Consider the following 25,837-nt stretch of genomic DNA (forward strand, 5'->3'; position numbering starts at 1 on the left):
CTTTTTTGAATTAGAAATAATTCCGATATTTGCAGGCAATTTCACAAAAAACAACCAATAGCTAACTTGAATCAAAGACCACAGCAGCCAAGAGGAAGACAAGAAGAACCTTATCGGATCAATCATAAGATCAGAGTACGTGAAGTAAGGTTAGTAGGAGATTTTGTAGAAGGAGGCAACGCCGTACTTCCCATCGAAAAAGCCATCAAACTAGCTCAGGACAATGAGCTCGATCTTGTAGAGATTTCCCCTAATGCAGAGCCTCCAGTTTGTAAAATCATCGACTATGCGAAGTTTAAATACGAGCAAAAGAAGAAACAAAAGGAGATCAAGGCCAATGCAGCCAAAGTTGTTTTAAAAGAAATCAGATTCGGACCGAATACCGATGATCATGACTTCAACTTCAAATTGAAGCACGCCATCAACTTTCTGAAAGAAGGAGCAAAAGTAAAGGCTTACGTACACTTTGTGGGCCGCTCGATTGTCTTCAAGGAAAGAGGAGAGATGCTTCTTTTGAAATTTGCGCAGGAGCTCGAAGACCACGGAGTGGTGGAGCAAATGCCAAAGTTGGAAGGAAAACGAATGAACATCTTTATCGCGCCGAAGCCGGGTAAAAAATAATTTCAACCAACTAAATACAGCAAAATGCCAAAAGTAAAAACCAAATCCAGTGCAAAAAAGCGGTTTGCCTTAACAGGTACCGGTAAAATCAAAAGGAAACACGCTTTCAAAAGCCACATCCTGACGAAAAAATCTACTAAGCGTAAGCATAACCTGACCAAAACCGGTTTGGTGCACGTTTCCGACGAAGGTAGAGTAAGAGACATGTTGAAGATCTGATCTTCGTCTAATCTCTTTAAAAATTAAGGTTCATTAATTCACCAGATGCTTTGGTAAAAAAGATTTCGAGTCAATCGGAACACCAAGTGTCAAAAATCAAAAAACTATGCCTAGATCAGTAAACGCGGTAGCGTCAAGAGCAAGAAGAAAAAAGGTTTTAAAGGCCACTAGAGGTTACTTCGGAAGAGGTAAAAACGTGTGGACTGTAGCCAAAAACAAGTATGAGAAAGGTCTTCAGTACGCCTACAGAGACCGTAAAGCAAAGAAAAGAGAATTCAGAGCTTTGTGGATTCAGCGTATCAACGCCGGTGCTCGTGAGCACGGTGTTTCCTATTCTCAATTGATGGGTTTGTTGAAGAAAGCTGAAATCGAACTTAACAGAAAGGTTTTGGCTGATTTGGCAATGAATCACCCAGAGGCATTCAAAGCTGTAGTTGAAAGAGTAAAATAAGGTCGGCACTCCTTATTTTGCGGAAGCCTTCCTTCGGGAAGGCTTTTTTCGTTTAAAAGAGTTTGAACAACCCATAGGCCGAAACTGCAAGTATCGAAATGACACTGAGCCAAAACATAAGTTCGGACCAGGGACCCGAAATCAGTCTTAATTCTCTGTTTTTTGATCTGAATTTTATGGCTGCGACGACCACTACCAGCAACAAAACAGAACCGACAACTCCCCCTGAAAGCACCATAAATCCGGGAAGATTGACAAACAGGAACGTAATCACCCAAATTGCAGGAAAAACCCAGGCGAGGATTTTAACCCATTTTTTTCTTTCCTCCTGATCGCGATTTCCAATCCATCCAAACTGGGAGAAGATATCGGGGAAAAGCCTCGACCAAAAGGCAAGGGTTGCAAAGACGCTTGAATAAAGTGCGAAAAATGCCCCTGCCAAATATCCAAATCTTGCTCCCGGACCTAGCGATTGGGTATAGATGGTCGCCAGAAAATTGATCAGATCGTTACCGTCGGGTATTTCCTTTTGTCCATAAAGTACAGCTGCACCCAACAAATAAAAGGCTGCAGTGACCAAGGTGTAAATGATCATAGCCAAAAAGGCATCCAAATACATGATTTTGATCCAACCCTTAGCCCGTTTTTTCCAGGATTCCGAACCGTCATTTGGGCCGGTATAGGCCGCATAGCCTTTTTCCTGACACCAATACGTATAGGCGATGATTTCATCGCTGGCTACTCCGGTGATTCCAAATGCACCGATTGCAACAAAAAGCACTTTCTGAGGAAGTTCGAAAGTTAGACCTGACTTTACATCCTCCCATGAGAAACCAAAAGGGGTATAAAAAAGTCCGATCAAAGAAGCCAAAGTAAAGAGTGTAAAACCGAAAACCATCAGTGCGGAGGCTTTCTCGATCAATCGATAATAGTTTTTGAAAATCAAAAGTCCCAGGCTGATACCTAGAAGAATTAACCAAAGGCTAATCGGAATCTTGGGAAAAATCAGGTTCATGACAATAGCTGAACTTCCAAGCATGCCGCCAAGCTGAAGGATTTTGAAGAGTGAAAGAAGAAAAGTTGACCAAACAGCCCAATTCACCTTTCCGAACACGGGACCGGCAAGCTGGTTGAATTCCTGCATCAAAGGCTTTCCTGAGAGGATTGCATTTTTTCCAAATTCAAGCTGGACAGCAACTTTGATCAGACAACTGGCCAGGATTACCCAAAAGGTGATAAATCCAGCTTTTGCTCCAAGGACGGTCGTAGCTATCAACTCCCCAGAACCGACAATGGATGCGGAAAGGATAAATCCCGGTCCTAAAAATCGGAGTTTCTGAAAAAATAAATCAGGAGGGTTTTGGATCGATTTTGGGCTCATTCGGGAGGAATATAGCCAAAAAAAGAAAAAGGCTTCCGTTTCCGAAAGCCTTTGTAGTCCCGAAGGCTTTCGGGAGGAGATTTGAACCTGCCTGCGGCAGGCAGGCTCCCGTTCGCCGCGCCTGTGCGCAGAGGCGTAGCGGATATGAATCTTGCGCTCTAGCTCCAAGTATCGGAAAACGTAGCTCAAGATAGACAAAAAAGAAAAGGCTTCCGTTTCCGAAAGCCTTTGTAGCGAGAGGGAGATTTGAACTCCCGACCTCAGGGTTATGAATCCTGCGCTCTAACCAACTGAGCTACCTCGCCAAATATTTTTAATAAATTTTTCAGGTATTGATTTTTGAAATTAATGGCTAACTTAAACCATCATCGGATTTCCAAAAATCTGGCCTTTTCCTTATGAAAAGCGCCTTTTTGAGCCCCCTGCGAAAGGGAATGCAAATATGAGGTCTTGTACTCTGAAATGCAAGTTCAGTTTTGAGAAAAAGTGTGAAAACTCACCTTTAAAATTAACGAATCATGGTCAAAAATAAGTTTGTTGCTGATTATCAAATAAATGCTTCCAAAAAAATTGTATTTCATTATTTAAGTTCTGCAAGTGGATTAGAGGAGTGGTTTGCTGACGAAGTGCGTATTGATGAAGACAAGAATTATATTTTCAATTTTGACAATGAAGATCACCATGCGAAACTGACTTCCTTAAGATCAAACCTTCATGTGAAATTTGACTTTTTTGATCCCAAAAGCACCAATGAGACTGACCATTCCTTTATTGAATTCAAATTGGAAGAAAACGAACTGACCCAATCGCTTTTTTTGAAAGTGATAGACTATTCGAATGACTATGAAGAAGAGGAGCTGGAAGCGATTTGGGATGGACTGATTTCGAAGCTAAAGGAAATAATAGGTGGTTAAATTCAGACCAAATCGCCAACTTTGAACTCTGGTAGGAATTTTTCGTTTTTCCATGCCGGAGGAAGTTTGCACGGATGAAAAAACTCGATAAGCTAATTTTAGGATCTTTTTTGGGTCCTTTTTTGCTGACTTTTTTAGTTGTTGATTTTATATTGCTGATAGTCAACATGCTCAAATATTTCGATGAAATATTTGGAAAAGGACTTGGGTTTTGGATTTACGCAGAGCTGATTGGATATTTTGTGATCAGTATTTCCCCTATGGCATTACCGCTTGCCGTTTTGCTATCAAGCCTGATGACCTTTGGGAATTTGGGAGAGCATTTTGAATTGACGGCAATCAAAAGCAGTGGGATTTCCTTGATACGTGCCATGAGACCAATCGGGGTTTTTGCCATTGTGCTTACTGTAGCAGCCTATCTATCCAATAACTACCTCGTTCCAAAAGTCAATCTAAAAACCTTCAGTTTGCTTTATGATATCCGGATGAAATCTCCGGCCTTGGACATCAAAGCCGGGGTATTTTATGCGGGAATTCCAAATTACAGCATCAAAGTCAATGAGAAACTGGACGATATCCGGCTTAGGGACATCATCATTTACAACCATGCTGACCAGCAGGGAAACCTGAATGTGACGCTTGCAGATTCAGGCAGGATGGAGACTTTTTTTAATGACAACTACCTGAAATTGACCTTGTATAATGGTCAAAATTACAAAGAGGCCCGCGCAAGCCGTGGAATCTCGGAACCTCCGGTAGAATTTTCAAGAACCAAGTTTGACGAGAATGTCATTGTATTTGATCTTGACGCATTCCAGCTCAGCCGGACACCTGAGGATCTATGGTCTACAAATCGAGCAATCAAAAACATAGCACAAATCAAGCTGGGATTGGATTCCATTAATACGTTGGTCAATGATCTAAAATTCCAGAATTATCAAACTGCCGAAAGTATCTATCCATTTTTCACCAAAGACAGGAAGCTAACACCTCCGGAAGACATCAAAAAAAGAAAAGTCAAGGATGATGAAGCAAGAAAACAAAGAATAGAACAGGAGCGGAAAGTACAGGATTCTTTGGACAACCTCCAGCAATGGAACGATACATCATTGGTAAAAAATATTGATTCACTTCAAAGCAAAGAGTTGAAATTAAATGTGGCTGCCAATACAGATGCCCCAAAATCTGACTCTATTTTTCAAAAGAAATTAAGAAGAAGGTTGATTCTCAAAGATTCGGTTTCTGAAAATACCATTGCCAAAACCGAGGTGGATACAATTGGTAAAGAGGAGGCAAAAAAAATTAAGAGAACAGAGCCTTTAACTGACAAAGAGCGTGAACTTATCGACTCAGTGGTCATCCAGCGTGGTTATATTTCCAATGCATATACCATGGCGCTCAACAATTCACGGAATCTAAAGAACACCTTTGATGTTAAAAGCGTGCAGGTTGACAACCATGAAAGAGAATACAGGAGGTATGAGATCGCTTTGTACCAGAAATACACCCAGGCAATTGCATGTTTTGTCATGTTTTTGATTGGCGCTCCTTTGGGTTCGATTATAAAAAAAGGAGGGTTGGGATTGCCAGTTCTGATTTCAATTATCTTTTTTATCCTTTTTTATATGCTGACAATTACCGGTGAAAAATGGGCAAAAGAAGGAGTTGCTGACCCGCTTTTCGGGACTGTTTTTTCCAACCTTTGTCTGGTACCGTTTGGATTGTTTTTTCTAAGGCAAGCCAGGAAGGATGCCCGGTTATTTGAAGCTGATTTTTATTCTGGATTGTGGAAAAAAGTGTCCGGGATTTTGCCCAAAACCTCAGCAAAATCAAACTGAGCTTTTACTTTGTGAAATAATAGTCTTACCTTTGTAACTGTTTTATAAAATTTAGCTAAACATGTATTTAACATCAGAGAAAAAACAAGAGTTGTTTCAGAATCATGGACGGTTAAAATCTGCTACTGATACAGGATCTCCTGAATCACAGATTGCCCTCTTCACTCACAGAATCCAACATTTGACCGAGCACCTGAAGTCAAACAAGAAAGATCACTCTTCTAGATTGGGTTTGTTGAAGCTGGTAGGTAAGAGAAGAAGCCTACTTGATTACCTCCATAAGAAAGAAATCGAGCGCTACAGAGCAATCATTGCTGAGCTCGGAATCAGAAAATAATCCTTTAGTAAGGTTCTCAACATAGAGGACCTTACTTTTTTCTTTTTAAGCTAGATGCACAGATTTTTCAGACCGAAGAAATTATACTAATAACCATTTATGTTACCAAATTTAATCACGAAGACCATCCACTTACAGGATGGCAGAGAAATCACTATCGAAACTGGAGCACTTGCCAAACAGGCGGACGGTTCTGTAGTGGTGCGGATGGGAAAAGCAATGCTTTTGGCAACCGTTGTTGCAAAGAAAGATGCTTTAGAAGGGGTAGACTTTTTGCCTTTATCAGTTGATTATCAGGAAAAATTTGCCTCTTCAGGCAAAATTCCGGGAGGATTTTTGAAAAGAGAAGGCAGATTATCCGATTATGAGATTTTGATCTCCAGAATTGTTGACAGAGCAATCCGTCCTATTTTCCCGGACGATTACCATGCTGACACCCAGGTGGCAATTACCCTGATGTCTTCTGACAGTGAAGTGTTGCCCGATTGTCTCGCTGGACTTGCTGCTTCAGCAGCTTTGGCAGTATCTGATATCCCTTTCAATGGACCGATATCAGAAGTAAGAGTTGCCAAGATTGATGGCAAGCTCGTGATCAACCCAAGCCCTAAGTCTTTGGAACAAGCAACGTTGGAATTCATCGTGGCAGGTTCATTGGATTATATCTTGATGGTAGAGGGTGAAGCAAATGAAATCGCAGAGGAAGAAATGCTCGAGGCGATGCAGTTTGCACACGAAGAAATCAAAAGACATTGCCAGGCTCAGATCGAACTGACTGCCATGGTAGGCAAAGAAGTGAAGAGAACTTACAGTCATGAGAAGTCAGACGCAGCACTTTACGACAAGATGAAGGCTGAGTTGTATGACAAACTTTTCGCTTCAGTAAGCAAGCAAATCGCAAATAAAACTGAGCGATCTAGCTTAATCAAAGAAATTAAAGACGAGTTTGTTGCAAATCTTGGACAAGATCATGGATTTGAAACGAGCCTGATCGGTCCATATTTTCACAAAGTTCACAAAGAAGCTGCGCGCAATCTGACTCTTGAGACCAAGAAAAGACTGGACGGCAGAGATTTGAACGAAATCAGACCGATTTGGTCAGTGGTTGATTATCTTCCTTCTGCACACGGTTCTGCAGTTTTCACCAGAGGTGAGACTCAGTCTGTGACCACTTGTACCCTTGGTACCAAGATGGACGAGCAGATGATCGACGGTGCTGTGATTTCAGGTTACAACAAATTCTACCTTCACTACAATTTCCCAGGTTTCTCTACAGGTGAAGTGAAGCCAAACAGAGGCCCGGGAAGAAGAGAAGTGGGGCATGGCAATCTTGCCATGAGAGCTTTGAAAAAAGTACTTCCTCCGGTAGAAGAGAATCCGTATACCATCCGTATTGTGTCTGACATCTTAGAATCCAACGGTTCATCTTCTATGGCGACTGTTTGCGCAGGCTCATTGGCATTGATGGATGCTGGTATTCCGATCAAAGCACCCGTAACAGGTATCGCAATGGGGATGATTTCCGATGCGAAAACAGGCCGATATGCGATTCTTTCCGATATTCTTGGTGACGAAGATCACTTGGGGGATATGGACTTCAAAGTGACCGGAACCGAAAAAGGAATCACGGCTTGTCAGATGGATCTTAAGGTAGAAGGACTGGATTACTCTGTGCTGAAAGAGGCATTGTACCAGGCCAAAGACGGTCGCCTTCACATTTTAAAGGAGATTTCTAAGACTTTGGCTGCGCCAAAAGCTGACCTTAAGCCTCATACTCCACGTTCATTCATGATGTGGATTCCTAAAGAACTGATCGGTGCGGTGATCGGGCCAGGAGGAAAAGTAATTCAGGAAATCCAAAAAGACACCGGAGCTACCATAATCATCGAAGAAGTTGAAAATCAAGGTAAGATCAATGTATTCTCTGCCAATCAGGCTAACATGGATGCAGCGATCAAGAGAATCAAAGCAATCGTGGCTCAACCTGAGATAGGAGAGGTTTACACCGGAAAAGTGAAAAACATTCAGCCATTTGGAGCTTTTGTGGAATTTATGCCAGGCAAAGATGGTTTGCTCCATATCTCTGAAATCAAGTGGGACCGACTGGAAAGCATGGAAGGTGTCCTTGAACCAGGCGAAGAAATTATGGTTAAATTGATCGAAGTCGATAAAAAGACAGGAAAATTCAAGCTTTCAAGAAAGGCTCTTTTGCCAAAGCCTGAAAAACCTGCACCTAAAGATCAGGCTTGATCAAACAATTGACTATCTTATTGCATTAAAAAATTAATTTCTCAAATTCTATTCTGAATGAGGCAGCTAAAAATTAGCAAACAGATTACCAACAGAGAATCCCAATCACTGGATAAATACTTGCAGGAAATTGGTAAAGTCGACCTGTTGACAGCTGATGAAGAAGTAGTTTTGGCAAAAAGAATTCGTGAAGGCGATCAGCTTGCCCTCGAAAAACTGACCAAAGCCAATCTTCGATTTGTGGTATCTGTAGCCAAGCAATACCAAAATCAAGGTCTTTCTCTTGGAGATTTGATCAATGAAGGTAATCTCGGTTTGATCAAAGCTGCACAGCGATTTGACGAAACCAGAGGTTTCAAATTCATTTCCTATGCCGTTTGGTGGATCAGACAGTCTATCCTGCAGGCTTTGGCTGAGCAGTCTAGGATTGTCCGTTTACCTTTGAACAGAGTTGGGTCTTTGAACAAAATTTCCAAGACTTTCAGCGAGTTGGAGCAGAAGTTTGAACGGGAGCCATCTCCAGAGGAATTGGCTGAGGTGCTGGAAGTGACCGCTTCTGAGGTGGTCGACACCATGAAGATTTCTGGTCGTCACGTATCCATGGATGCTCCATTTGTTCAAGGGGAAGAAAATAGCCTTTTGGACGTTTTGGAAAATGATGGGGACGAAAAGCCTGATGATGGCTTGATGACCGATTCCCTAAGAAAAGAAGTGCAGCGGGCCCTTTCTACTTTGACTCAAAGAGAAGCAGATGTGATCACGCTTTATTTTGGATTGAACGGCGAACATGCGATGACCCTCGAGGAAATCGGAGAGAAGTTTAATCTGACACGCGAGCGGGTAAGGCAGATAAAGGAAAAAGCAATCCGAAGACTGCGTCACACCTCCCGGAGCAAGACGCTTAAACCCTACCTGGGATAACATATCTAAAGGGGCTCAGGCCCCTTTTTTTATTTGCTCTTTCTCCAATAAAAATTATCCTGAAAATAGGTGACTATTCTCAGCTTAGGGAATTTTAACTTTCCTGAGTTTTGTTACCTGTTATAAAATGACAAAATTTAACAGATTTAATACAAGCTATTAATGAATCAAGTTATTGAAAGGGTCAAAGTATTGATCATAGGATCTGGCCCTGCCGGCTACACTGCCGCGATTTATGCCTCAAGAGCTGGATTATCACCCGTTTTGTACACCGGAGGACAGCCAGGAGGTCAGCTTACCATTACCAATGATGTGGAAAATTATCCTGGGTACCCTGACGGAATCATGGGCCCCGAGATGATGGAGGATTTTAGGAAACAAGCTGAAAGATTTGGAACAGATGTTCGTTATGGAATGGTGACCAAAGTGGATTTTTCAACCCGACCTCATGTCATCACAGTGGATGATCAAATTACTATCCATGCGGATACTGCGATTATTTCCACAGGCGCCTCGGCGAAATGGTTGGGAATTGAGAGTGAATCCAGATTGAATGGGAAAGGTGTCTCAGCCTGTGCCGTTTGTGATGGGTTTTTCTTCAGAGGACAAGAAGTCGCAATAGTCGGAGCAGGAGATACCGCTTGTGAGGAAGCTACTTATCTATCAAATATTTGTTCAAAAGTTTATATGATCGTTAGGAGGGAGGAAATGAGAGCCTCTCAGATCATGCAAAAACGGGTAATGAACAATCCAAAGATTGAAGTTCTTTGGAACTCAGAGACCGAGGAAATCTTGGGTGACGAGGAAGTAAAGGGTGTCAGAGTTTTAAACAATAAAACCGGAGAAAAGCGGGAAATCGCAATTTCTGGCTTCTTTGTTGCTATTGGACATCAACCAAACACGGAAATCTTTAAAGATTTTATCCAAATGGATTCATCCGGCTATATCAAAACCATTCCCGGAAGTTCAAAAACCAATGTGGAAGGTGTTTTTGCATGCGGTGATGCTCAGGATCATATTTACAGACAGGCAGTCACTGCAGCAGGAACAGGCTGTATGGCGGCATTGGATGCAGAGCGCTTCCTGGCAGCACAAGAGAATCATTAAATCCAATTGATGAGGAATTTCATTCTGAAAGTAATACTGGGAACAGCGTTGAGCATTGGTTTTTTTAAAGCCAATGCTCAAGTTTTTCCAAAGATTGTCAAAAAAAACAGTACCTCAAATCCGGCAAATTCCCAGGAACGAAGAAATATAGAACTGAGGCAATTTGACCAAGAAGCCTATTTGAGAACGCTTACGTTCCAAACTGATTCTTTGATTTTTCAATATGATGTAAACCTTGCCAGGATCAGATCCATTATCAGTGAGGACCAGAATGGCATCTCCTGGGCGCCGACTAATCAACTGGTGAAGGTGTCCGAACAAATCCAAATCGATAGCATCTGGGTAACGGCTTTTGAATACTATTCAACCTGGGACAGCAAGAAAGTCGACATCTACAATTTTGATATTCGCAATTTCCAAGATAGCCTCCTTCTGCGGCTGTATGATCAGCGCTATGGCATGGATTGGAAGCTACCTCTTGATGAAGCAAAAAAAACTTCTGTGTTTGGCCCACGTTGGGGTAGGAGCCACTATGGAACCGACCTGGATTTAGAAACAGGCGATCCGGTTTATTCAGCCTTTGATGGGATAGTCAGAGTACGGGCCTATGATCGGTATGGTTGGGGCTACTATGTCTTGGTAAGGCATAAAAATGGCCTTGAAACCTTGTATGGGCACCTTTCCAAACAAATCGCCGAAGTAGGAGATGAGATAAAAGCAGGGGACATTATTGGGAAGGGCGGAAGTACCGGACGAAGTACAGGTTCTCATCTTCATTATGAAATGCGCTACAGAGGCTTACCTTTTGATCCGGAAAAAGTCTATGATTTTGACAATGGGGAATTGACCACCCAAGATCTACTGATTACCAAAGATCTCTTTTCTCACGTTGCGAAAGCCAGAGCTGCTACGTACCATCGGGTAAAAAGAGGAGAAAACTTAGGAGCCATAGCCAGAAGATATGGGGTGTCTATCAGCCAGCTTACCAGATTAAACGGAATATCCACAAGATCAATCCTGAGAGTCGGTCAAAATCTCAGGGTAAAATAGCATGATAATGAAACTAGATATTTTGGTTTTGGCAGCACATCCTGACGATGCTGAATTGGGTTGTTCAGGCACAATTGCTGCCCATGTTGCAAAAGGCTATAAAGTAGGAATAGTTGATTTCACACAAGGGGAAATGGGTACCAGAGGAACACCCGAAACCCGCCTTAAAGAGGCTGAAGATGCAGCTAAAATTCTTGGACTTGTAGCACGGGAAAACATGGGATTCAAGGATATCTACTTTAAGGACGATGATTTTCACCAGCATGAACTGATCCGGGTCATCCGGAAATACCAGCCCGACATTGTACTGGCAAATGCAATTTCAGATCGGCATCCGGATCATGGAAAAGGTTCATCCTTGGCCACAAACGCTTGTTTTATGAGTGGTCTGCGCAAAATTGAGACTATTGAGGACAGAGTTGCTCAGCAGCCTTGGAGACCGAAGTTTGTCTACCATTACATTCAAAATAATTACATCCGTCCGGATTTTATTTTTGATATTTCAGCGTATTGGGACACCAAAGTTGCCAGCATAATGGCATTCAAATCCCAGTTTTACGATCCCACCAATCAAGAACCGGCAAGTTTCATTTCCTCACCGGATTTCCTTCCGTTTATTGAATCCAGGGCACGCGAATTTGGTCACAGAATCATGGCCAAATATGGAGAGGGATTTACTGTTGAGCGATTTATTGGAGTCAACGACCTTTTTGACCTAAAATGATCATGGAGCAAGGCGGGCAATAGACCATTCTCCGTTTTCCTGTTTTTTATAACAAATCCTGTCGTGTAGCCGGCTTGGTCGTCCTTGCCAAAATTCAATTCTAAAAGGCATCAAGCGGTATCCACCCCAATGCAGTGGTCTGGAAATCGGCTCAGCCAAAAATCGCTTCTCCATTTCTTCCAGTTTTTTCTCCAATTCTTTCCGATCGGCAATTTCCTTGCTTTGCGGGGAAGTCCAGGCTCCAATTTGAGAGCCCATAGGACGTGAATGAAAATATTTATCAGATTCATCCGATTTTACTTTTTCCAATTCTCCCATAATCCTAACCTGTCGCTCCAATTCCGGCCAAAAAAACGTCAGGGATGCTTTTGGATTTTCCGCAATTTCCTGCCCTTTTTCACTTTCATAATTGGTGAAAAAGACAAATCCATGATCCATTTCTTTCAAAAGCACAATTCTGCCATTTGGAAAACCGTTTAATCCGATGGTCGAAAGACACATGGCGTTGACTTCCGGAACTTCCGAATCGATTGCTTCATCCAGCCAAACTCTGAATTGATGAAAAGGATCGAAGCTTACATCATTGATATCCAGAGATTTGATTGAGTACTCTTTACGAATTTCAGAAAGCTTCATTGCGTTTTTACTTTGATTGAAAATTGCTTGATAAAAGTACCACAGGCATTGGATTTTTAAAATTTAAGCCTATATTTTTCACGGAAATGGAAAGATAAGTGTATGAAGAATGACCCTTCGAAATTACCACAGGCAGGCAATCTATTAATCTCAGAACCTTTTTTGCAGGATGAAAATTTCATGCGTTCCGTTGTTTTGCTTTGTGAGCATAATTCCGAAGGCAGTTTTGGTCTGGTCTTAAACAAACCCTCGATCCTCCATTTGAGTGAATTGGTAGAGGAGCTGTCTTTTTTGGAAAGCGAGGTTTATGTCGGAGGCCCGGTAGAGCAAAATACCCTTCATTTTATTTATTTCGGTGAAAAGAAACTGGAAGGAAGCCTCCCAATTGGGGAGGACCTTTGGTGGGGAGGAGATTTCGAAAGCCTGGTGGAACAGTTAAAATGCGGTGATTTGGACCCCAATCTCGTTAGATTTTTTATCGGCTACAGTGGCTGGGGTTCAGGCCAACTTTCTGATGAGTTGGAAGAAAATACCTGGATCATTTGCGACTCCAAAATCGACTCCGAAGTTCTTCAAAATACCCCTGATGAACTATGGCGAGTCCTCCTTAAAAAGATGGGAGGGGAGTTTAAGGTTATAGCAAATTATCCCCTTGATCCCAGATTAAATTAGGCAAAATCCCTACTTTTGCCCATATTGCCGTGAATTAGTATCGTTTTTATGACTGAGAAAAGTAACGAATTGTCTGAAAAAGGCAAGGTGACCCAAGCTTCTGATGAGGGAGAAAAGGGTATCGAAATTGAAAATCAAGCCGAGCAACCTGAAGTTGAAGCGTCTGCGGAAGATTCAAAAATTGAAGAGTCAGAGGAGACAGCCGAGGCAGTGAGCCCTGAGCAAATTTTTTCAGAGGAATCTGTGCCTGTGGTTTCAGAAGCAATCACTGAACAGATTTCAGTAAAGGATTCTGATCCTATTGAAGATAAAAGTGATGAAACAAAAGTTCCCAAAGAGGAAATTTTAGCGGTTGAAGAATCATCACAAACTGAGGCTTTATTTATAGAGGAAGTTATAGCTGAGCCAGTGTCTGCAGAAGTAAGCTCTGAACAGATTTCAGAAGAGGATTCTGAGCATTCCGAAGTTCAGATCGAAGAAGCAAAAGTTCCTGCAGAAGAAAATATTACTGCTGAAGTACCATTTCCAATTGAGGCTACTACCACACCTGAAGCTAAATCGGAGCCTGATACTGAAGAGGCAGAAGATGAGGATCATTCAGAAGAACATGTGGAACTTGTCGGCCTGACCAAAGTTCAACTTTTAAAACTGCTCAAAAGCAAAATTCTCCACAGTCCGATTTTGAAATTGGACAAACTTGCTCACGAAATAAAAGCAGCTTTTGATGAATTGGTATCAAAAGAGAAGGAAGAAGCCCTGAATAAATTCAAAGCTGACGGAGGTGTAGCCGATGATTTTGAATACCGACAACATGAGGAAGAACGTGAGTTTTTCAAGGTATTCAACGACTTCCGATACCAGCTTAATTCGCTCAGAAAAGAGGCCGAAAAGCAAAAGGAGAAAAATCTTGTCGCAAAGACAGAGTTACTGAATAAACTTCGCGAATTGGTAGACGGGGAGGAGACGACCCTAAGCATGGGTGCAATCAAATCCATACAGGAGCAATGGAAGACCATTGGCCCGGTACCAACTGCTCAAAACAGAAACCTCTGGGCAAGTTTCAATGCCCTGATGGACAGATTCTACGATAACCGTAGTATCTACTTTGAGTTGAAAGAACTTGACAGGAAAAAGAATCTTGAAAGCAAAAACGACCTTTGCGACAAGGCCGAATTGCTCAAAGACGTTAAGGACCTGAAAGAGGCCATCAAGCAATTGAACGACCTCCACGAGGAATTTAAACACATCGGTCCAGTACCGAGAGAAGATCAGGAAAATCTTTGGCAAAGGTTCAAAGCTGCCTCTGATGCGGTCTATGATCGCCGGAAAGAATTCTTTGATGGTCAAAAGGAAGTATTCAAGAAAAATCAAACTGAAAAAGAGTCGCTGATTCAATTATTGGCTCCTTTTGCAGATTATAAAGCAGACCGGATCAAGGACTGGAATACCAAAACCAAAGAAATTTTAGATATTCAAAAGGCTTGGGAAAAGATCGGTCCCGTTCCAAAAGAAGCCGGAAAAGAAATCAATAAGGCCTTTTGGGCTGCATTTAAGCACTTTTTCCACAATAAGAACCTCTACTTTAAGGAACTGGATGAGATCCGTGCCACCAACCAAAAGAAAGCTGAAGAATTAATTTCCCAAGCTGAAGCTTTGATGGAAAATACGGATTGGCAAAGCACCGCCAATCAGCTGGTCAAACTGCAGCAGGACTGGAAAAAGCTGGGGCCTACGCCTGAGAAAAACCGGGATTCACTATACAGAAAGTTCAAAGCTGCCTGTGATGCTTTCTTCGAGAACCGTCGAAGTTCAAATAAGCAGGCAAACACAGAATTTGATCAAAACCTCAAGAAAAAGCAGGATTTGATCAAGCAGATTCTGGATGCTTCAAAAGGAACAGATCTGAGTGAGGAAACACTGACCACTTGGGTTTCTGAATTCAACGAGTTGGGTTTTGTTCCAAGAAAGAACATCAAGGAAATTCAGGCTCAGTTTAAGGAAGCAGTCGACAGCTACTTGGAAAAACTGGATCCAAGCGGTACCGGCAGAGAAGACTTCTTGTTCCGATTGAATCTGAACAGAATTCAGTCTGATCCGAATGCCGTCAAGACTTTGAACAAAAAAGAGCATGGTATCCGCAAGCAGATTTCTGATCTGGAAAACAGCATCACACTTTGGAGAAACAACCTGGAGTTCTTTGCTGCATCAAAAACAGCCGATAAACTCAAGGATCAGTTCGATATCAAAATCCAAAAAGCCGAAGAGGAAATCGATAAGCTTAAGAAGAAGCTGACGATCTTGAAGGAATTCTAAATTTTTCCTGCTCAAAATCTGGGAGATAGCAATTTCTTTGGATTTGGGTTTGGAGCAAATAGCCTGAAGGTCTATATTTGCACCACCTTAAAAGTAAGCCTCTTTAGCTCAGCTGGTAGAGCAACTGACTTGTAATCAGTAGGTCGCTGGTTCGATCCCGGCAAGGGGCTCAGAAAACCACTCAGAAATGAGTGGTTTTTTGCTTTTTGTATCATTTTGGCCTTGAATTGGAATGTGGCTTTAGCCCATTCCAAAAGGATAATACCAACCCTTCAAGGGATTTAGCCCAAGATTGGGTAATCGATTGGGCTAAAGCCCCAAAATTTTTTTGATCTATTTTAACTGCCAGCTAAAGCAGGCGGCAATTCATGGTTTGGAATTCATCGGCTATGAATAGGAATGTGGCTTTAGCCCATTCCAAAAGGATAGTACCAACCCTTCAAGGGCTTTAGCCCAAGATTGGGTAATCGATTGGGCTAAAGCCCCAAAAATTTTTGGATCTATTTTAACCTCCAGCTAAAGCAGGCGGCAATTTATGGTTTGGAATTTATCGGCTATGAATTGGAATGGTGCTTTAGCCCATTCCAAAAGGATAGTACTTTATTCTTCCATCCCCCAGCTGAAGCTGGAGGCAATTCAATTGCTTGTATAAATTCAATTACTCCATCAATCCAATACACTATTGCCAAAAGAGATAAATTCTTATCTTTCTCTAATTCAATTCTAACCAAACTCCTTATGAAAACACTTGTTACACTTCTGATCCTTCAACTTTCCCTGGTTTCCTCCCTTTTTCTGAGCCAGCCACTCAGTCCCGAGTATTTTGAGGGCAAATGGGCTGTTACCGTAAAGGATACTCCTCAGGGCACTGCCGTTATCCCGATGCGCTTCGAAACAGTCGATGGCAAGACCAAAGGCTTTTTTATGGAAGATCAATCCGGTACTGAGAAAGAAATGAGTTCTGTCATGATTTCTAAAGATGTGCTGACTGCCTATTTCAATATCACTGGCTATGATGTGTATGTCAGCCTGAAAAAAGTGGATGATGAAAGCGCTTCAGGATCTTTGATGGATATGTTTACGGCAGAAGCTAAGAGGGTGAAGTAAGAGAAGACGGAAGACGGAAGAATTTAGACACAAGAATCAAGATGCAAGAGAGGAGTAACCTCAATGAAAAGCTTCAGCTTTTCTCCTTGGTGTTCTTGAAAAAGGCTAGTTCTGCCAGAAAGTTGTGAGGTTCTGTTAAAGATCAATCCTTCCAACTCTTTCCTCTGAGAACTTTGTGGTTAAAATTCCTTCGTGTTCCTTAGCGTACTTAGAGGTTAAAAAATGAAGGCCTGGAAGTGGATTCCAGGCCTTTTCTGTTTACTTCTTGCTGATCGTGAATTCCGGCAGATACTTGATTTTTCCGCCTTCCATCGCCGATTCATGAGCCAAAATCCCCACACAGGTGATGTTGGCAGATTGTCTTGCATCCGGATAAGGGGCTCGGCCTTCTGTCAGAGCATTCAAAAACTCATTGACCAAATGCGGATGCGAACCTCCGTGACCGGAACCCTGGATAAATGACAGGTGTTGGTTGTCATCTCCGTCATACACGCCTTGTGTGGTGAATGAAGCGATCTCTTTTGGTAGCAAGTGCGCATAATCCGGGATTTTGACCTTTTCCGGACTTTCTCCGGTATGAATCACGGAATCCTCGTGCTCAACCAAAGTCCATTCAAAGGACTTCTTGGAGCCATACACATCGAAGCTTTCCCGATACTGTCTGGCGGTATTGAAAAGGGATCTGGTCACCTCAGCAGACAAATCAGAATCCTTCAACTTGATATGGCAGGTTTCGATGGCAAATGGGGAACCGTACTTTGGAATCAGGTTTTCGTCTATTCTACCTGAACCTAAGCAAGACACAAATTCCGCCTGTCCTTTTGGCAAAGCCAAGACTGGTCCGACACAGTGTGTGGCATAGTGCATAGGAGGGAGGCCTTCCCAATACCCCGGCCATCCGGCCATTTCTTGCTGATGAGAAGCTCTGAGGAACTGGATTTTGCCCAGTTCGCCTTTCTCATACATTTCCTTTACAAAGAGGAATTCCCGGCTGTAAATCACCGTCTCCATCATCATGTAAGTCAAACCGGTCCGCTCTGTTTCTTCGACGATTGCCCGGCATTCCTCGACAGTTGTTGCCATTGGAACCGTACAAGCCACGTGTTTGCCTGCACGAAGGGCTTTTAGGGATTGCTCCGCGTGATTTTGGATGGGAGTATTGATATGAACCGCGTCGACATTTTGATCCTTCAGAAGTTCATCGTAATCGGTGTAAACCTTTTCGATGCCGAAAGCCTTGCCGATTTCTTCGGCTTTGTCCTTATTTCTTTGACAAACCGCATACATGTTTGCCAGGGGATGCTTTTGATAAATCGGGATAAACTCCGCTCCAAATCCCAGCCCGACGATTGCGATGTTGATTGGTTTTTTGCTCATGGGTAAATAGTGTTTTGGGTTTAAAAAAGGGATGAATTAATAGACGGAAGACCGAGGACCGAAGACCGAAGATTCAAAATCAGAAAGCTGAATTATGAAATATAATCTGGTTCAAAAACTGCCTCCCGAAGATATTATTCATGTTTTTAAATTGATTTTTAGTATTGGGTAGTTTAATTGAGTGCGATTAAGAATTGAAATTTTCAACAACTTCGGTCTTCTGTCTCCGGTCTTCCTGCTTTTTTACTCCGCAGCCCATTTTCTCAGGAATTCCAGTCCTTCTTTTGCAAAGCCGTCCTGGCTCGGAACCAGTGGTTTCCAAATACAAACAGCCCCGGCTAATTCTTTAATTTCAGGAGTAAAGCTTTCGATAGAGATCACTCCCTGATAATTGATTGCCTCAAGGCCCCGTTTCCAAGCCGCCCAGTTGGTTTGGCCGGTGCCCGGAGTGCCGCGATAGTTTTCTGAAACCTGCACATGGATCAGTTTGTCCCCAACGGCATTGATTGCATTTTCTATACTCGGTTCCTCGATATTTATGTGAAATCCGTCCAGGATCGCCTTGGCCTGTGGTTCATTGATGTCGTCAATGAGTTGCTTGAGCTCTGCTGCGGTATTGATCAGGTCGGTTTCAAAGCGGTTTAATGTCTCGATTGCGATCTCCAAACCGAATTCACCTGCGCGGTTGCAGACTTTCCTGAGATTGGTCACCGCCCGATTCCATTCGATTTTCTTTTGCTCAGGAGAAACCAATCTTGCTTTTCCCACTGCTGAGTACATGGGGCCAGCGACAAATCCGGCTTCCAATTCGGAGGCGATTTCAAAACAGGCATCCAGGTAATCAAAGCAGGTTTTATGGAATGCAGGATCTTCATTGGTAAGATCACGGCTGGTTCCAAAAGCTCCGCAGATAACGGGACTGAGCCCGTTATCCGAAAGTGCTTTTCTTACCAATTCTATGTCGATTAATGCGGGGTCTTCCACCGGAATCTCCACAGCATCATATCCATAGCTTTTGATTTTAGGGAAAAGAGAGACTGTTTCTTTGTTGAAAGGAGAAGTCCAAAGCCAGGTACTGACTGCGAATTTGACGTTCAAAGCCATGACTACTCTACTTTCATGATTCCGTTCATGATTCTCCAGTGACCCGGTACGGTGCAGACGAATGGATATTCTCCAGGCTCGGTAGGAGCAGTGAAGACGATCGACTCTCTCCCTTCCGGAGTCACCAACCGGGTGGCTGCAATGACCTGAGGGATTTTAGGCACATAGTTTTGCTCGGCACCTTTTGGATCTCTGGCTAATTCATCAGCTGCAGCACCGATTGTTTCCATTGCTCCTTTCTGACCGATTACCAGGTTGTGCTGCATGAAGTCGAGGTTTTCGAAATCAATGGTCACCTGAGAACCTGCTTTAACGGTGAAAGAGGCTTTGTTGAACTTCATCTCATGTGGGATCACGCCCAATTTGATGACTGTGGTGCCATTTACTCCAGGAGTTGCTTCAGCATCTGCCATCAGTTGAATGTCAGCTCCCGGTTTTTTGAGTGCAAGGGTGGATTTGTTGCTTATTCTTCCTGAGAACATCCAGCCTCCCACATATTTTCCAATTTGATTTCTTGAATCATTTTGGCCTACACGAACTCTTCTTGGAGAAAGCTCTTCAGCGAATAGACCTTTGGTTTTGGCTTTGCCAATTTCTTCCCCGTTGATTTTCAAACTCATGCTTCCATCTTCTACCAAGGTGGCATCGATGGTGAACTGCTCCTCAGGAAGTGGTTTTTTGGTACTGATGATGGTGAGTTTTTCATCCTGTGCTACCGCAAAGTGAAGGGCATCTTCAAAGATATATAAGCTGTAGCCATTGGTATTATTTCCATGGGCGACCAAAATCCCATCCATTGGATTATTGCCTTTGGAAACTATCATGCGGATTGCAATTTCCTTTCCGGCAATTTCAGGTGGGAAAAGGATAGAGTTACGTGAATCCAAAGGATATTGCTCAGCGACTAAGCTGCGGCTGATCCGGTCTGCCAGAGAAAACTCAGCATCAGGTGCGGCCTGAAGCGCATTGGTATTGTCGCGTTTTGCAAATTCAGTCGGGTGAGCCAAAACCGCTGCAAAAACAGCCTGAGGCAAATAGGCATCAGTTCCGTTTTCTGCCGCATCCGCTACTTTGACCAATTCTTTTGCAGCTTCTTCAGAGAATGGCATCTCCGAAACAGCCAGCAAAGCATACTTTCTGGTGTGAAGATCCGCATCGTTCAAAATACCCGAAGTCAAAATAGAACTTAGTGAAGCCTCATTTCTTGGAATTACTCTGAGTGCATTTTTTCTAACTGCTGCAGAAGGGTGGCTAAGTGCTTTGGTGACTGCCTGCTCAGCTTCTGCATTTCCTCCATTGAGTTCACCAAGGCCATGAAGTGCCCAAAGCGCATTGACAGCTGGAGCATTTAGACCGATTTCATCCACCGTTTCGGTGGCGATGATTTTATAAAGTTCAGGTAATACTTCTTTGTTTTGGGTCTCCACAATCAAACGCTGTGCGGTCAATCTCCAAAACATATTTTCACTTTTCAATGCTTTTACCAGTTCGCTGGCACTTGCATCTTTCAGGTCAAAGGTTTCTGAATCTTCACCGCCTTTGTACACCATTCGATAGATTCTGCCGTGATTGGCATCCCGGAGGGGGTTGATGTAAGCATTACCAGCGCCGTTTTCAAATCCTCTTGGAGTGGGGTTGTGCTGAATAATAAAGTCGTACCAGTCAGCTACCCAAAGAGCCCCATCAGGACCAACTTCGGCGTGAACAGGGGAGAACCATTCGTCAGAACTTGCTAGAATGTTAAATCCGTTTTTCTCTTTATACCCTGATCCTTCCGGATTGATGATTGCATTGTGAAGGACTCTTCCGGTTGGTTCTGCCACGAATGCAATTCTGTTCCAATATTTCTGAGGAAAGCTTCTTGCAGTATAGAAGTTATGTCCAGCTGCAGCAGTATAGCCATTAAACCAATCCACCTGTCTCAGGAAAGGAGTGATGTGTGGCATGTCATAATGTGAATCAATCCCATGAACCGTATTGGCTGAGCCCTGGAAAATCGGACGCTTCAGGTAATTGTTTGCCATGGAGAAGTAGACACTGTGCTGGCCATTGGCTGTGGAGATGAAGGTTTCAAAATCTTCTGTAAAACCAAGTCCCCAGGTGTTATTGGAGGTATTTCCAAGGTATTCGAGATTATCACCGCTAGGTGAGAAACGATAAACGCCCTGGCCAAATTGATGCTTGACGCCGCTTACTTCTCCATTGAAGCCGGAATAACCTAAGACTCCCCAGATTTTATTGTCAAATCCGTATTTCAAATTGGAAGGTCCGGCGTGCGTATCGCTTTTGCCCCAACCGGTCATGATTACTTCTCTGACGTCTGCCACATCGTCTCCGTCTGTGTCCTTAAGAAAGATAAAATCTGGAGCCATGGAGATCAAAATGCCACCATTTACAGCCATGATTGAGGTAGGGATATTCAGATTTTCTGCGAAAACAGTCACTTTATCGGCCTTGCCGTCACCGTCGGTATCTTCCAGGATTTTGATTTTATCATTCCCGCCTTCGGTTCTTACCTCGTTTGGATAATCGACCGTTTCGATTACAAACAATCTTCCTCGCTCGTCCCATGCCATCGAAATGGGATTGATGATCATTGGTTCAGAAGCGAAAAGCTGCAGCTCAAAACCTACAGGAACCTGAATCAGCTTCATGCTTTGCTCAGGAGAAAGCGGCAACTGGAATCTCGGTGCCGGATCTCGTTTTTCATAGTTTGGAATTACAGCATCCTGAAACTCCGGAGTGGGAATTTCATACGCTGCCAAAAGCTCATTTACTTTGTCTCCGACTGCCCAAAGGATCCCGTTGGCGACCAATTCCTGGAATTCTTTCTTTTCCCAGGTCTTTTCATTGTGACCGTAGGCAGTATAGAAAACCCTTCCGTCACCTTCATTTCTAACCCAGGTGTAAGGTTCTCTTTTGTCGCCTTCCACACGTTCCATCAGCACAGTTTTGTCTGGATTAACTTTGGCATGAACGTAGGTTTCATCCCATGTTTCAAACTCTTCGATTCCTGCCATCACCGGATGCTCAGCGTCGATAATATCAACTGTGAAATCACCCGTGCCGTGGGTGCTGAATTGTCCTCCAACAGCACTGATGTACCATTCTGAGTTTTGGAAACAGAACGATGCGGAGTGGATCGGGATCAGGGCTTTTCCGCCCTGGATGTAATCCTTGAGTGCTTTTTCCTGTTCGGGACTGATCTGCTCATGGTTGGCGTAGATCATCAGACCGTCATAGTTTGAAAGAGTCACCTCATTCAGATCGTTGAGATCTGTGGTGTAGGTGAGGTTGATTCCCTTTTGGAAAAGCGGGGTTTCCAAATACATCATCAGCTTTTCGGAGTTGTGATGCTCACTTTCATGTCCCAAAACGAGGATTTCTACCCTTCTTGGCTCAGTCATGGAAAGGAAAGTTTCTTTTTTACCGCAGGAAACTAAAAGGGTGAGGGCGGTGAGTAGGAGAAGGCAGTAGCTTCCCGGGTTTTTAAAATTGGTCATGCTTTGGGCTTACAAATTTTTGGAACCTAATATTCCCCATTTAGGCTAAGATTTTCTTACTGTTTTACCTTGATTTATGACTGTTTTTTGTCAATTTGTAAATCTTATTTCAACAAAAAGAGCAGAAATCAGTGAAAACACCTTTTCAAAAATCCAGAATTCCAGAAGGAAAGGCATTTGTAGTCAAGGAATTGATCGCCCCATACTTTGATGTTAATTGGCATTTTCATTCTGAATACCAATTGTTTACAGTACTGAAGGGTAGGGGTACCCGTTTTATTGGCGATCATATGCAGAATTTCCGGGAAGAGGATATGGTTTTGACCGGCCCGGATCTTCCACATTTATGGAAAAATGACAAAGTCTACCACATTCCGGAAAACAAGATGACAACTCACGGAATCGTGGTTTATCTGCCGGATAATTTTTTGAATAATTCGGTTTTCCAGCTGGAGGAATTTGAAGGTATTTCCAATATGCTCAAGAAATCAGTTCGTGGAATTGAGATCAAGGGAAAGACAAATCTATTGGTCAGGGAAATGATGATAGAATTGCTGGACATGAAAGGAGTGAAAAGCATCATCCATTTACTCAAAATCCTTCAAACGATCGCAGATTCCACGGATTGTAAATTGATCGCTGACGCTGCCTATATCAATACCAACAAGGAATCCGAAAAGGACCGAATGGGTCAAGTCTATGAATATGTGATGCAGAATTACCAGGGAAAGGTAAGTTTGGAGGAAGCAGCCCAACTTTCAAATCTATCGGTATCAGCCTTTAGCCGGTTTTTCAAATCCAGGGTCAACAAATCCTTTTCTGATTTTTTGACTGATGTCCGGATTTCCCACGCTTGCAAACTTTTGCATGAAACAGACCTGAACATCAGTGAGATATCCTACGAATGCGGGTTTTTCACCTTGTCCAATTTCAACAAACTTTTCAAGGATCGGGTGAAAAAGACACCTGTGGAATACAGAAAAGAGTTTTTGAATACTTTGCTGTTTAGTTGAAAGGCAGTCTGAAAGTGTTCAGGACTTCAAATTTTCCATTACTGCATCCAAAAAGGAAGAACTGATTGGAACTGTATATCCCAGCAGGTGTAGCTGGTGCCTTTCAGCTTTGGATACCAGGTTTTTATTGGCGAGAAATGACCGATGTGTTCGGATAAAAAATGGAGGAAGGAGTTTTTCAACTTCCGAAAGTGTCATCCGGCTTAGAATTTTTTGATTTTGGAGCTGAAAAGTCACATAATTTCCAGTTGCCTCACAATATAAGAGTTCCGAAAAATCCACCCGGATTTGCCCTTCGCTGGTTTTGACAAATAAAAACACCGGAATTTCTTTGGGTTGAAGCTCGATCCATTCCTGGGCTTTTTGACAAGCTTTCAAAAATCGGCTTAGATTGAAAGGCTTCAGGAGATAATCCATGGCATTCAGTTCAAATCCTTTCACCGCATAATCAGAATAGGCGGTGGTAAAAATCACCAATGTTTCTTTGGGAAGCAGGGCGGCTAGGTCGATCCCCGAGATATCGGGCATATTGATATCGAGAAAAACGAGCTGGACAGGCTCATTTTTCAGGTATTCTAGTCCCTGGACCGCATCGGTAAAGGTGGCTTTGAGTTCCAGAAAAGGCACCTTGGAAGCGTGGGATTTGATCACTTCCAAGGCGTAGGATTCATCATCAATGGCAATTGCCGAAATCATCTAGTTTTTCAATTGGATGGAAAGATGGACAAAGAAGTCGGTGTCGTTGGAGAAAATATTGAGCTGGTGACGATCGGGATACATCAATTGAAGTCTATGCTGGACATTTTCAAGACCGATTCCGGATTCTTCCTGAGATTTTTCGGAGGCAGGTTTTTCGGGATGTGTACTGTTGACCAGATCGAGATGCACCGAACCTGAAATGCATCTCAAATTAAGGCGGATCCAGGATTTTTCCTTGGCGGAGATTCCATGTTTGAAGGCATTTTCCACAAACGGAATCAACAGCATCGGAGCGATGTCACCGGCACAATTGCTTTCGTTGATTTGAATGTCAATTTCCAGATTATTCTGGGCACCAAATCTGAGCATCTGCAGGTCCAGGTAATTTCTCAGGTAGTTGATTTCCCTGGAAAGCGGAATTTGGGGAAGCTGATTTTCATGGAGCATAAAGCGCATCATGTCGCCCAACTTTTGGATGCCGTCGGAGGTTTTTTCAGCATTTTCCATCAACGCACTGGCGTAGAGCGTATTCAACGCGTTGAAAAGAAAATGCGGGTTGATCTGGGATCGGAGAAAATCCATGCTGGCGTTGCCATGGTCTACTTGATAAGTCAGTGTGGTGATTTTGCCCAAATTTCCGATGTAGGAATCATACTTTCTGAAGATTAGCGTGGCCAGGGGGAATAAGATCACCAATAAAAATGCAACAGAAGGAATCCCTCCGAGGAAGAAAATCTCTTCCGAGTGGTTGCTTTCAACTGAAATCACCATAAACACAAAGAGGATCATCGCAGCAAGACCATAAGTAAACCACCTGGATCGTTTGATTTTACCTGTCTCTATATTTTTGTATATAAAATAATAATGGTAAAGCCCCAAGAAGAGCAGCCCTGGTACTACCATTCCGAAGACAACCAAAGGTCCAGGATTTGTGATATCCAACAGCTGAATCAAGAATAGGATGGTGAACAGGTAGATAAAGACCAACCGGATGATGTTATAGATCTGGAAATCCCTGATTTTGGGAGGTGTGAGCGCTTGCTCCAAAATAAAGGCTCCAATCAAATAGCAGACGTAAATGCCTACGACCCCAAGGTAAAAAGTTGGAAAAGGCGCATGAGTCAATTCGGTATTATAGGCAAGAATAGCACAAATAAGAAGAGATGCCGCTGCAATCAGAATGGAAAATATAATCGGCAATGCCGGTTTTTTTTCTCGTTCATATTTGGGAATCAGCACCATATGAACCAGGTGGAAGGACACATACAGCGTCAGTGGAATGGCCAATCTTGCGACAAATCGGAAGATTTCAAATCCTGAAGTTTCATGGAAACCGGGGCTAAAGAGGAATAAGTTGAATAAAATGATCGATAAGAAGGCGGCGGTGACGACCCACCATTCGATCTGTCGAAAATCAAGACTTTTGGATTTCATTAGGGCAAAATTAAGGTTTATTTAAAGGTGGGGGATAGCTGTGTCTGGGAAGCTGCGTTTTTTTGGGATTGATTTTGGGCAGCATCGGCCGAAAAGGCCAAGAACAAATTGTAGCAAATCCCTGCTGCAATGAGGAGGTAATAGATTTTTTTGTGTTTCACGGTTGGCT

At 42.9% G+C, this 25,837-nt stretch carries 22 protein-coding genes and 2 tRNA genes; 16 read left to right on the forward strand and 8 right to left on the reverse strand.

What is annotated here, in order from left to right; all coding sequences use genetic code 11:
* Positions 1–66 precede the first annotated feature (66 nt).
* The 3 genes from infC to rplT all read left to right on the forward strand — a co-directional run bounded on the left by infC (position 67) and on the right by rplT (position 1,291).
* Positions 67–621, forward strand: a complete 555-nt coding sequence (gene infC / locus B0E43_RS12320) for a translation initiation factor IF-3 (protein ID WP_371454688.1) — start codon at positions 67–69, stop codon at positions 619–621.
* A gap of 24 nt (positions 622–645) precedes the next feature.
* Entirely contained in the window at positions 646–840 is a 195-nt protein-coding gene (rpmI, locus tag B0E43_RS12325; RefSeq protein WP_077350130.1) for a 50S ribosomal protein L35, read from the forward strand.
* A 106-nt stretch (positions 841–946) separates the two neighbouring features.
* The gene (gene rplT, locus B0E43_RS12330) at positions 947–1,291 is read left to right on the forward strand and encodes a 50S ribosomal protein L20 (RefSeq protein ID WP_077350132.1); all 345 of its coding nucleotides are present in this window, start codon (positions 947–949) and stop codon (positions 1,289–1,291) included.
* A 52-nt stretch (positions 1,292–1,343) separates the two neighbouring features.
* On the opposite strand, the gene B0E43_RS12335 is transcribed toward rplT, so the two are convergent.
* Complete coding sequence (locus B0E43_RS12335) at positions 1,344–2,861, reverse strand: Nramp family divalent metal transporter (protein WP_254423421.1); 1,518 nt, start codon at positions 2,859–2,861, stop codon at positions 1,344–1,346.
* Positions 2,862–2,903: 42 nt separating this feature from the next.
* Positions 2,904–2,977, reverse strand: a tRNA-Met gene (locus tag B0E43_RS12340).
* Between the two features lie 213 nt (positions 2,978–3,190).
* On the opposite strand from B0E43_RS12340, the gene B0E43_RS12345 reads away from it, so the two are divergent.
* The 8 genes from B0E43_RS12345 to bshB1 all read left to right on the forward strand — a co-directional run bounded on the left by B0E43_RS12345 (position 3,191) and on the right by bshB1 (position 11,810).
* Complete coding sequence (locus B0E43_RS12345) at positions 3,191–3,586, forward strand: START-like domain-containing protein (RefSeq protein ID WP_077350134.1); 396 nt, start codon at positions 3,191–3,193, stop codon at positions 3,584–3,586.
* Positions 3,587–3,660: 74 nt separating this feature from the next.
* Positions 3,661–5,424 carry an LptF/LptG family permease gene (locus B0E43_RS12350; RefSeq protein WP_077350136.1) on the forward strand — a complete coding sequence of 588 codons (1,764 nt, stop codon included), beginning with the start codon at positions 3,661–3,663 and terminating at the stop codon, positions 5,422–5,424.
* Positions 5,425–5,485: 61 nt separating this feature from the next.
* Complete coding sequence (gene rpsO / locus B0E43_RS12355) at positions 5,486–5,761, forward strand: 30S ribosomal protein S15 (protein WP_077350138.1); 276 nt, start codon at positions 5,486–5,488, stop codon at positions 5,759–5,761.
* Between the two features lie 99 nt (positions 5,762–5,860).
* Positions 5,861–8,008 (forward strand): polyribonucleotide nucleotidyltransferase, encoded by a 2,148-nt coding sequence (pnp, locus tag B0E43_RS12360; RefSeq protein WP_077350140.1) that lies wholly within the window; start codon positions 5,861–5,863, stop codon positions 8,006–8,008.
* 57 nt (positions 8,009–8,065) lie between these two features.
* Entirely contained in the window at positions 8,066–8,929 is an 864-nt protein-coding gene (locus B0E43_RS12365; protein ID WP_026951708.1) for an RNA polymerase sigma factor RpoD/SigA, read from the forward strand.
* A gap of 162 nt (positions 8,930–9,091) precedes the next feature.
* Entirely contained in the window at positions 9,092–10,036 is a 945-nt protein-coding gene (gene trxB, locus B0E43_RS12370) for a thioredoxin-disulfide reductase (protein WP_077350142.1), read from the forward strand.
* 9 nt (positions 10,037–10,045) lie between these two features.
* Complete coding sequence (locus tag B0E43_RS12375) at positions 10,046–11,086, forward strand: peptidoglycan DD-metalloendopeptidase family protein (RefSeq protein ID WP_077350144.1); 1,041 nt, start codon at positions 10,046–10,048, stop codon at positions 11,084–11,086.
* 7 nt (positions 11,087–11,093) lie between these two features.
* Positions 11,094–11,810, forward strand: a complete 717-nt coding sequence (bshB1, locus tag B0E43_RS12380; protein WP_077350146.1) for a bacillithiol biosynthesis deacetylase BshB1 — start codon at positions 11,094–11,096, stop codon at positions 11,808–11,810.
* Here bshB1 and pdxH read toward each other — a convergent pair whose 3' ends face one another.
* Positions 11,811–12,446 carry a pyridoxamine 5'-phosphate oxidase gene (gene pdxH, locus B0E43_RS12385; RefSeq protein ID WP_077350148.1) on the reverse strand — a complete coding sequence of 212 codons (636 nt, stop codon included), beginning with the start codon at positions 12,444–12,446 and terminating at the stop codon, positions 11,811–11,813. It lies immediately after the preceding gene.
* Between the two features lie 102 nt (positions 12,447–12,548).
* On the opposite strand from pdxH, the gene B0E43_RS12390 reads away from it, so the two are divergent.
* The 4 genes from B0E43_RS12390 to B0E43_RS12405 all read left to right on the forward strand — a co-directional run bounded on the left by B0E43_RS12390 (position 12,549) and on the right by B0E43_RS12405 (position 16,538).
* Positions 12,549–13,118, forward strand: coding sequence for a YqgE/AlgH family protein (locus tag B0E43_RS12390; RefSeq protein ID WP_077350150.1), 570 nt, complete (start codon positions 12,549–12,551; stop codon positions 13,116–13,118).
* Positions 13,119–13,166: 48 nt separating this feature from the next.
* A complete protein-coding gene (locus B0E43_RS12395) occupies positions 13,167–15,431 on the forward strand; it encodes a DUF349 domain-containing protein (protein ID WP_077350152.1) in 2,265 nt (754 codons plus the stop codon).
* Between the two features lie 97 nt (positions 15,432–15,528).
* Positions 15,529–15,601, forward strand: a tRNA-Thr gene (locus B0E43_RS12400).
* Between the two features lie 568 nt (positions 15,602–16,169).
* Positions 16,170–16,538, forward strand: a complete 369-nt coding sequence (locus tag B0E43_RS12405) for a hypothetical protein (protein WP_077350154.1) — start codon at positions 16,170–16,172, stop codon at positions 16,536–16,538.
* Positions 16,539–16,796: 258 nt separating this feature from the next.
* Here the strand turns inward: B0E43_RS12405 and B0E43_RS12410 are convergent, their stop codons facing one another.
* The 3 genes from B0E43_RS12410 to B0E43_RS12420 all read right to left on the reverse strand — a co-directional run bounded on the left by B0E43_RS12410 (position 16,797) and on the right by B0E43_RS12420 (position 22,522).
* On the reverse strand, positions 16,797–17,915 hold the full coding sequence (locus B0E43_RS12410; RefSeq protein WP_077350156.1) for a Gfo/Idh/MocA family protein: 1,119 nt from the start codon (positions 17,913–17,915) through the stop codon (positions 16,797–16,799).
* 243 nt (positions 17,916–18,158) lie between these two features.
* Positions 18,159–19,019 carry a sugar phosphate isomerase/epimerase gene (locus B0E43_RS12415; RefSeq protein ID WP_077350158.1) on the reverse strand — a complete coding sequence of 287 codons (861 nt, stop codon included), beginning with the start codon at positions 19,017–19,019 and terminating at the stop codon, positions 18,159–18,161.
* 2 nt (positions 19,020–19,021) lie between these two features.
* Entirely contained in the window at positions 19,022–22,522 is a 3,501-nt protein-coding gene (locus B0E43_RS12420; protein ID WP_077350160.1) for a PVC-type heme-binding CxxCH protein, read from the reverse strand.
* Between the two features lie 131 nt (positions 22,523–22,653).
* Here B0E43_RS12420 and B0E43_RS12425 point away from each other — a divergent pair, with 131 nt between their 5' ends.
* Entirely contained in the window at positions 22,654–23,535 is an 882-nt protein-coding gene (locus B0E43_RS12425) for an AraC family transcriptional regulator (RefSeq protein WP_077350162.1), read from the forward strand.
* Positions 23,536–23,553: 18 nt separating this feature from the next.
* Here the strand turns inward: B0E43_RS12425 and B0E43_RS12430 are convergent, their stop codons facing one another.
* Complete coding sequence (locus B0E43_RS12430; protein WP_077350164.1) at positions 23,554–24,231, reverse strand: LytTR family DNA-binding domain-containing protein; 678 nt, start codon at positions 24,229–24,231, stop codon at positions 23,554–23,556.
* The gene (locus tag B0E43_RS12435) at positions 24,232–25,668 is read right to left on the reverse strand and encodes a sensor histidine kinase (protein ID WP_077350166.1); all 1,437 of its coding nucleotides are present in this window, start codon (positions 25,666–25,668) and stop codon (positions 24,232–24,234) included. It abuts the gene before it with no gap.
* Between the last annotated feature and the right edge of the window lie 169 nt (positions 25,669–25,837).

It is taken from the genome of Algoriphagus sp. A40 (assembly GCF_002002735.1).
GTDB lineage: Bacteria > Bacteroidota > Bacteroidia > Cytophagales > Cyclobacteriaceae > Algoriphagus.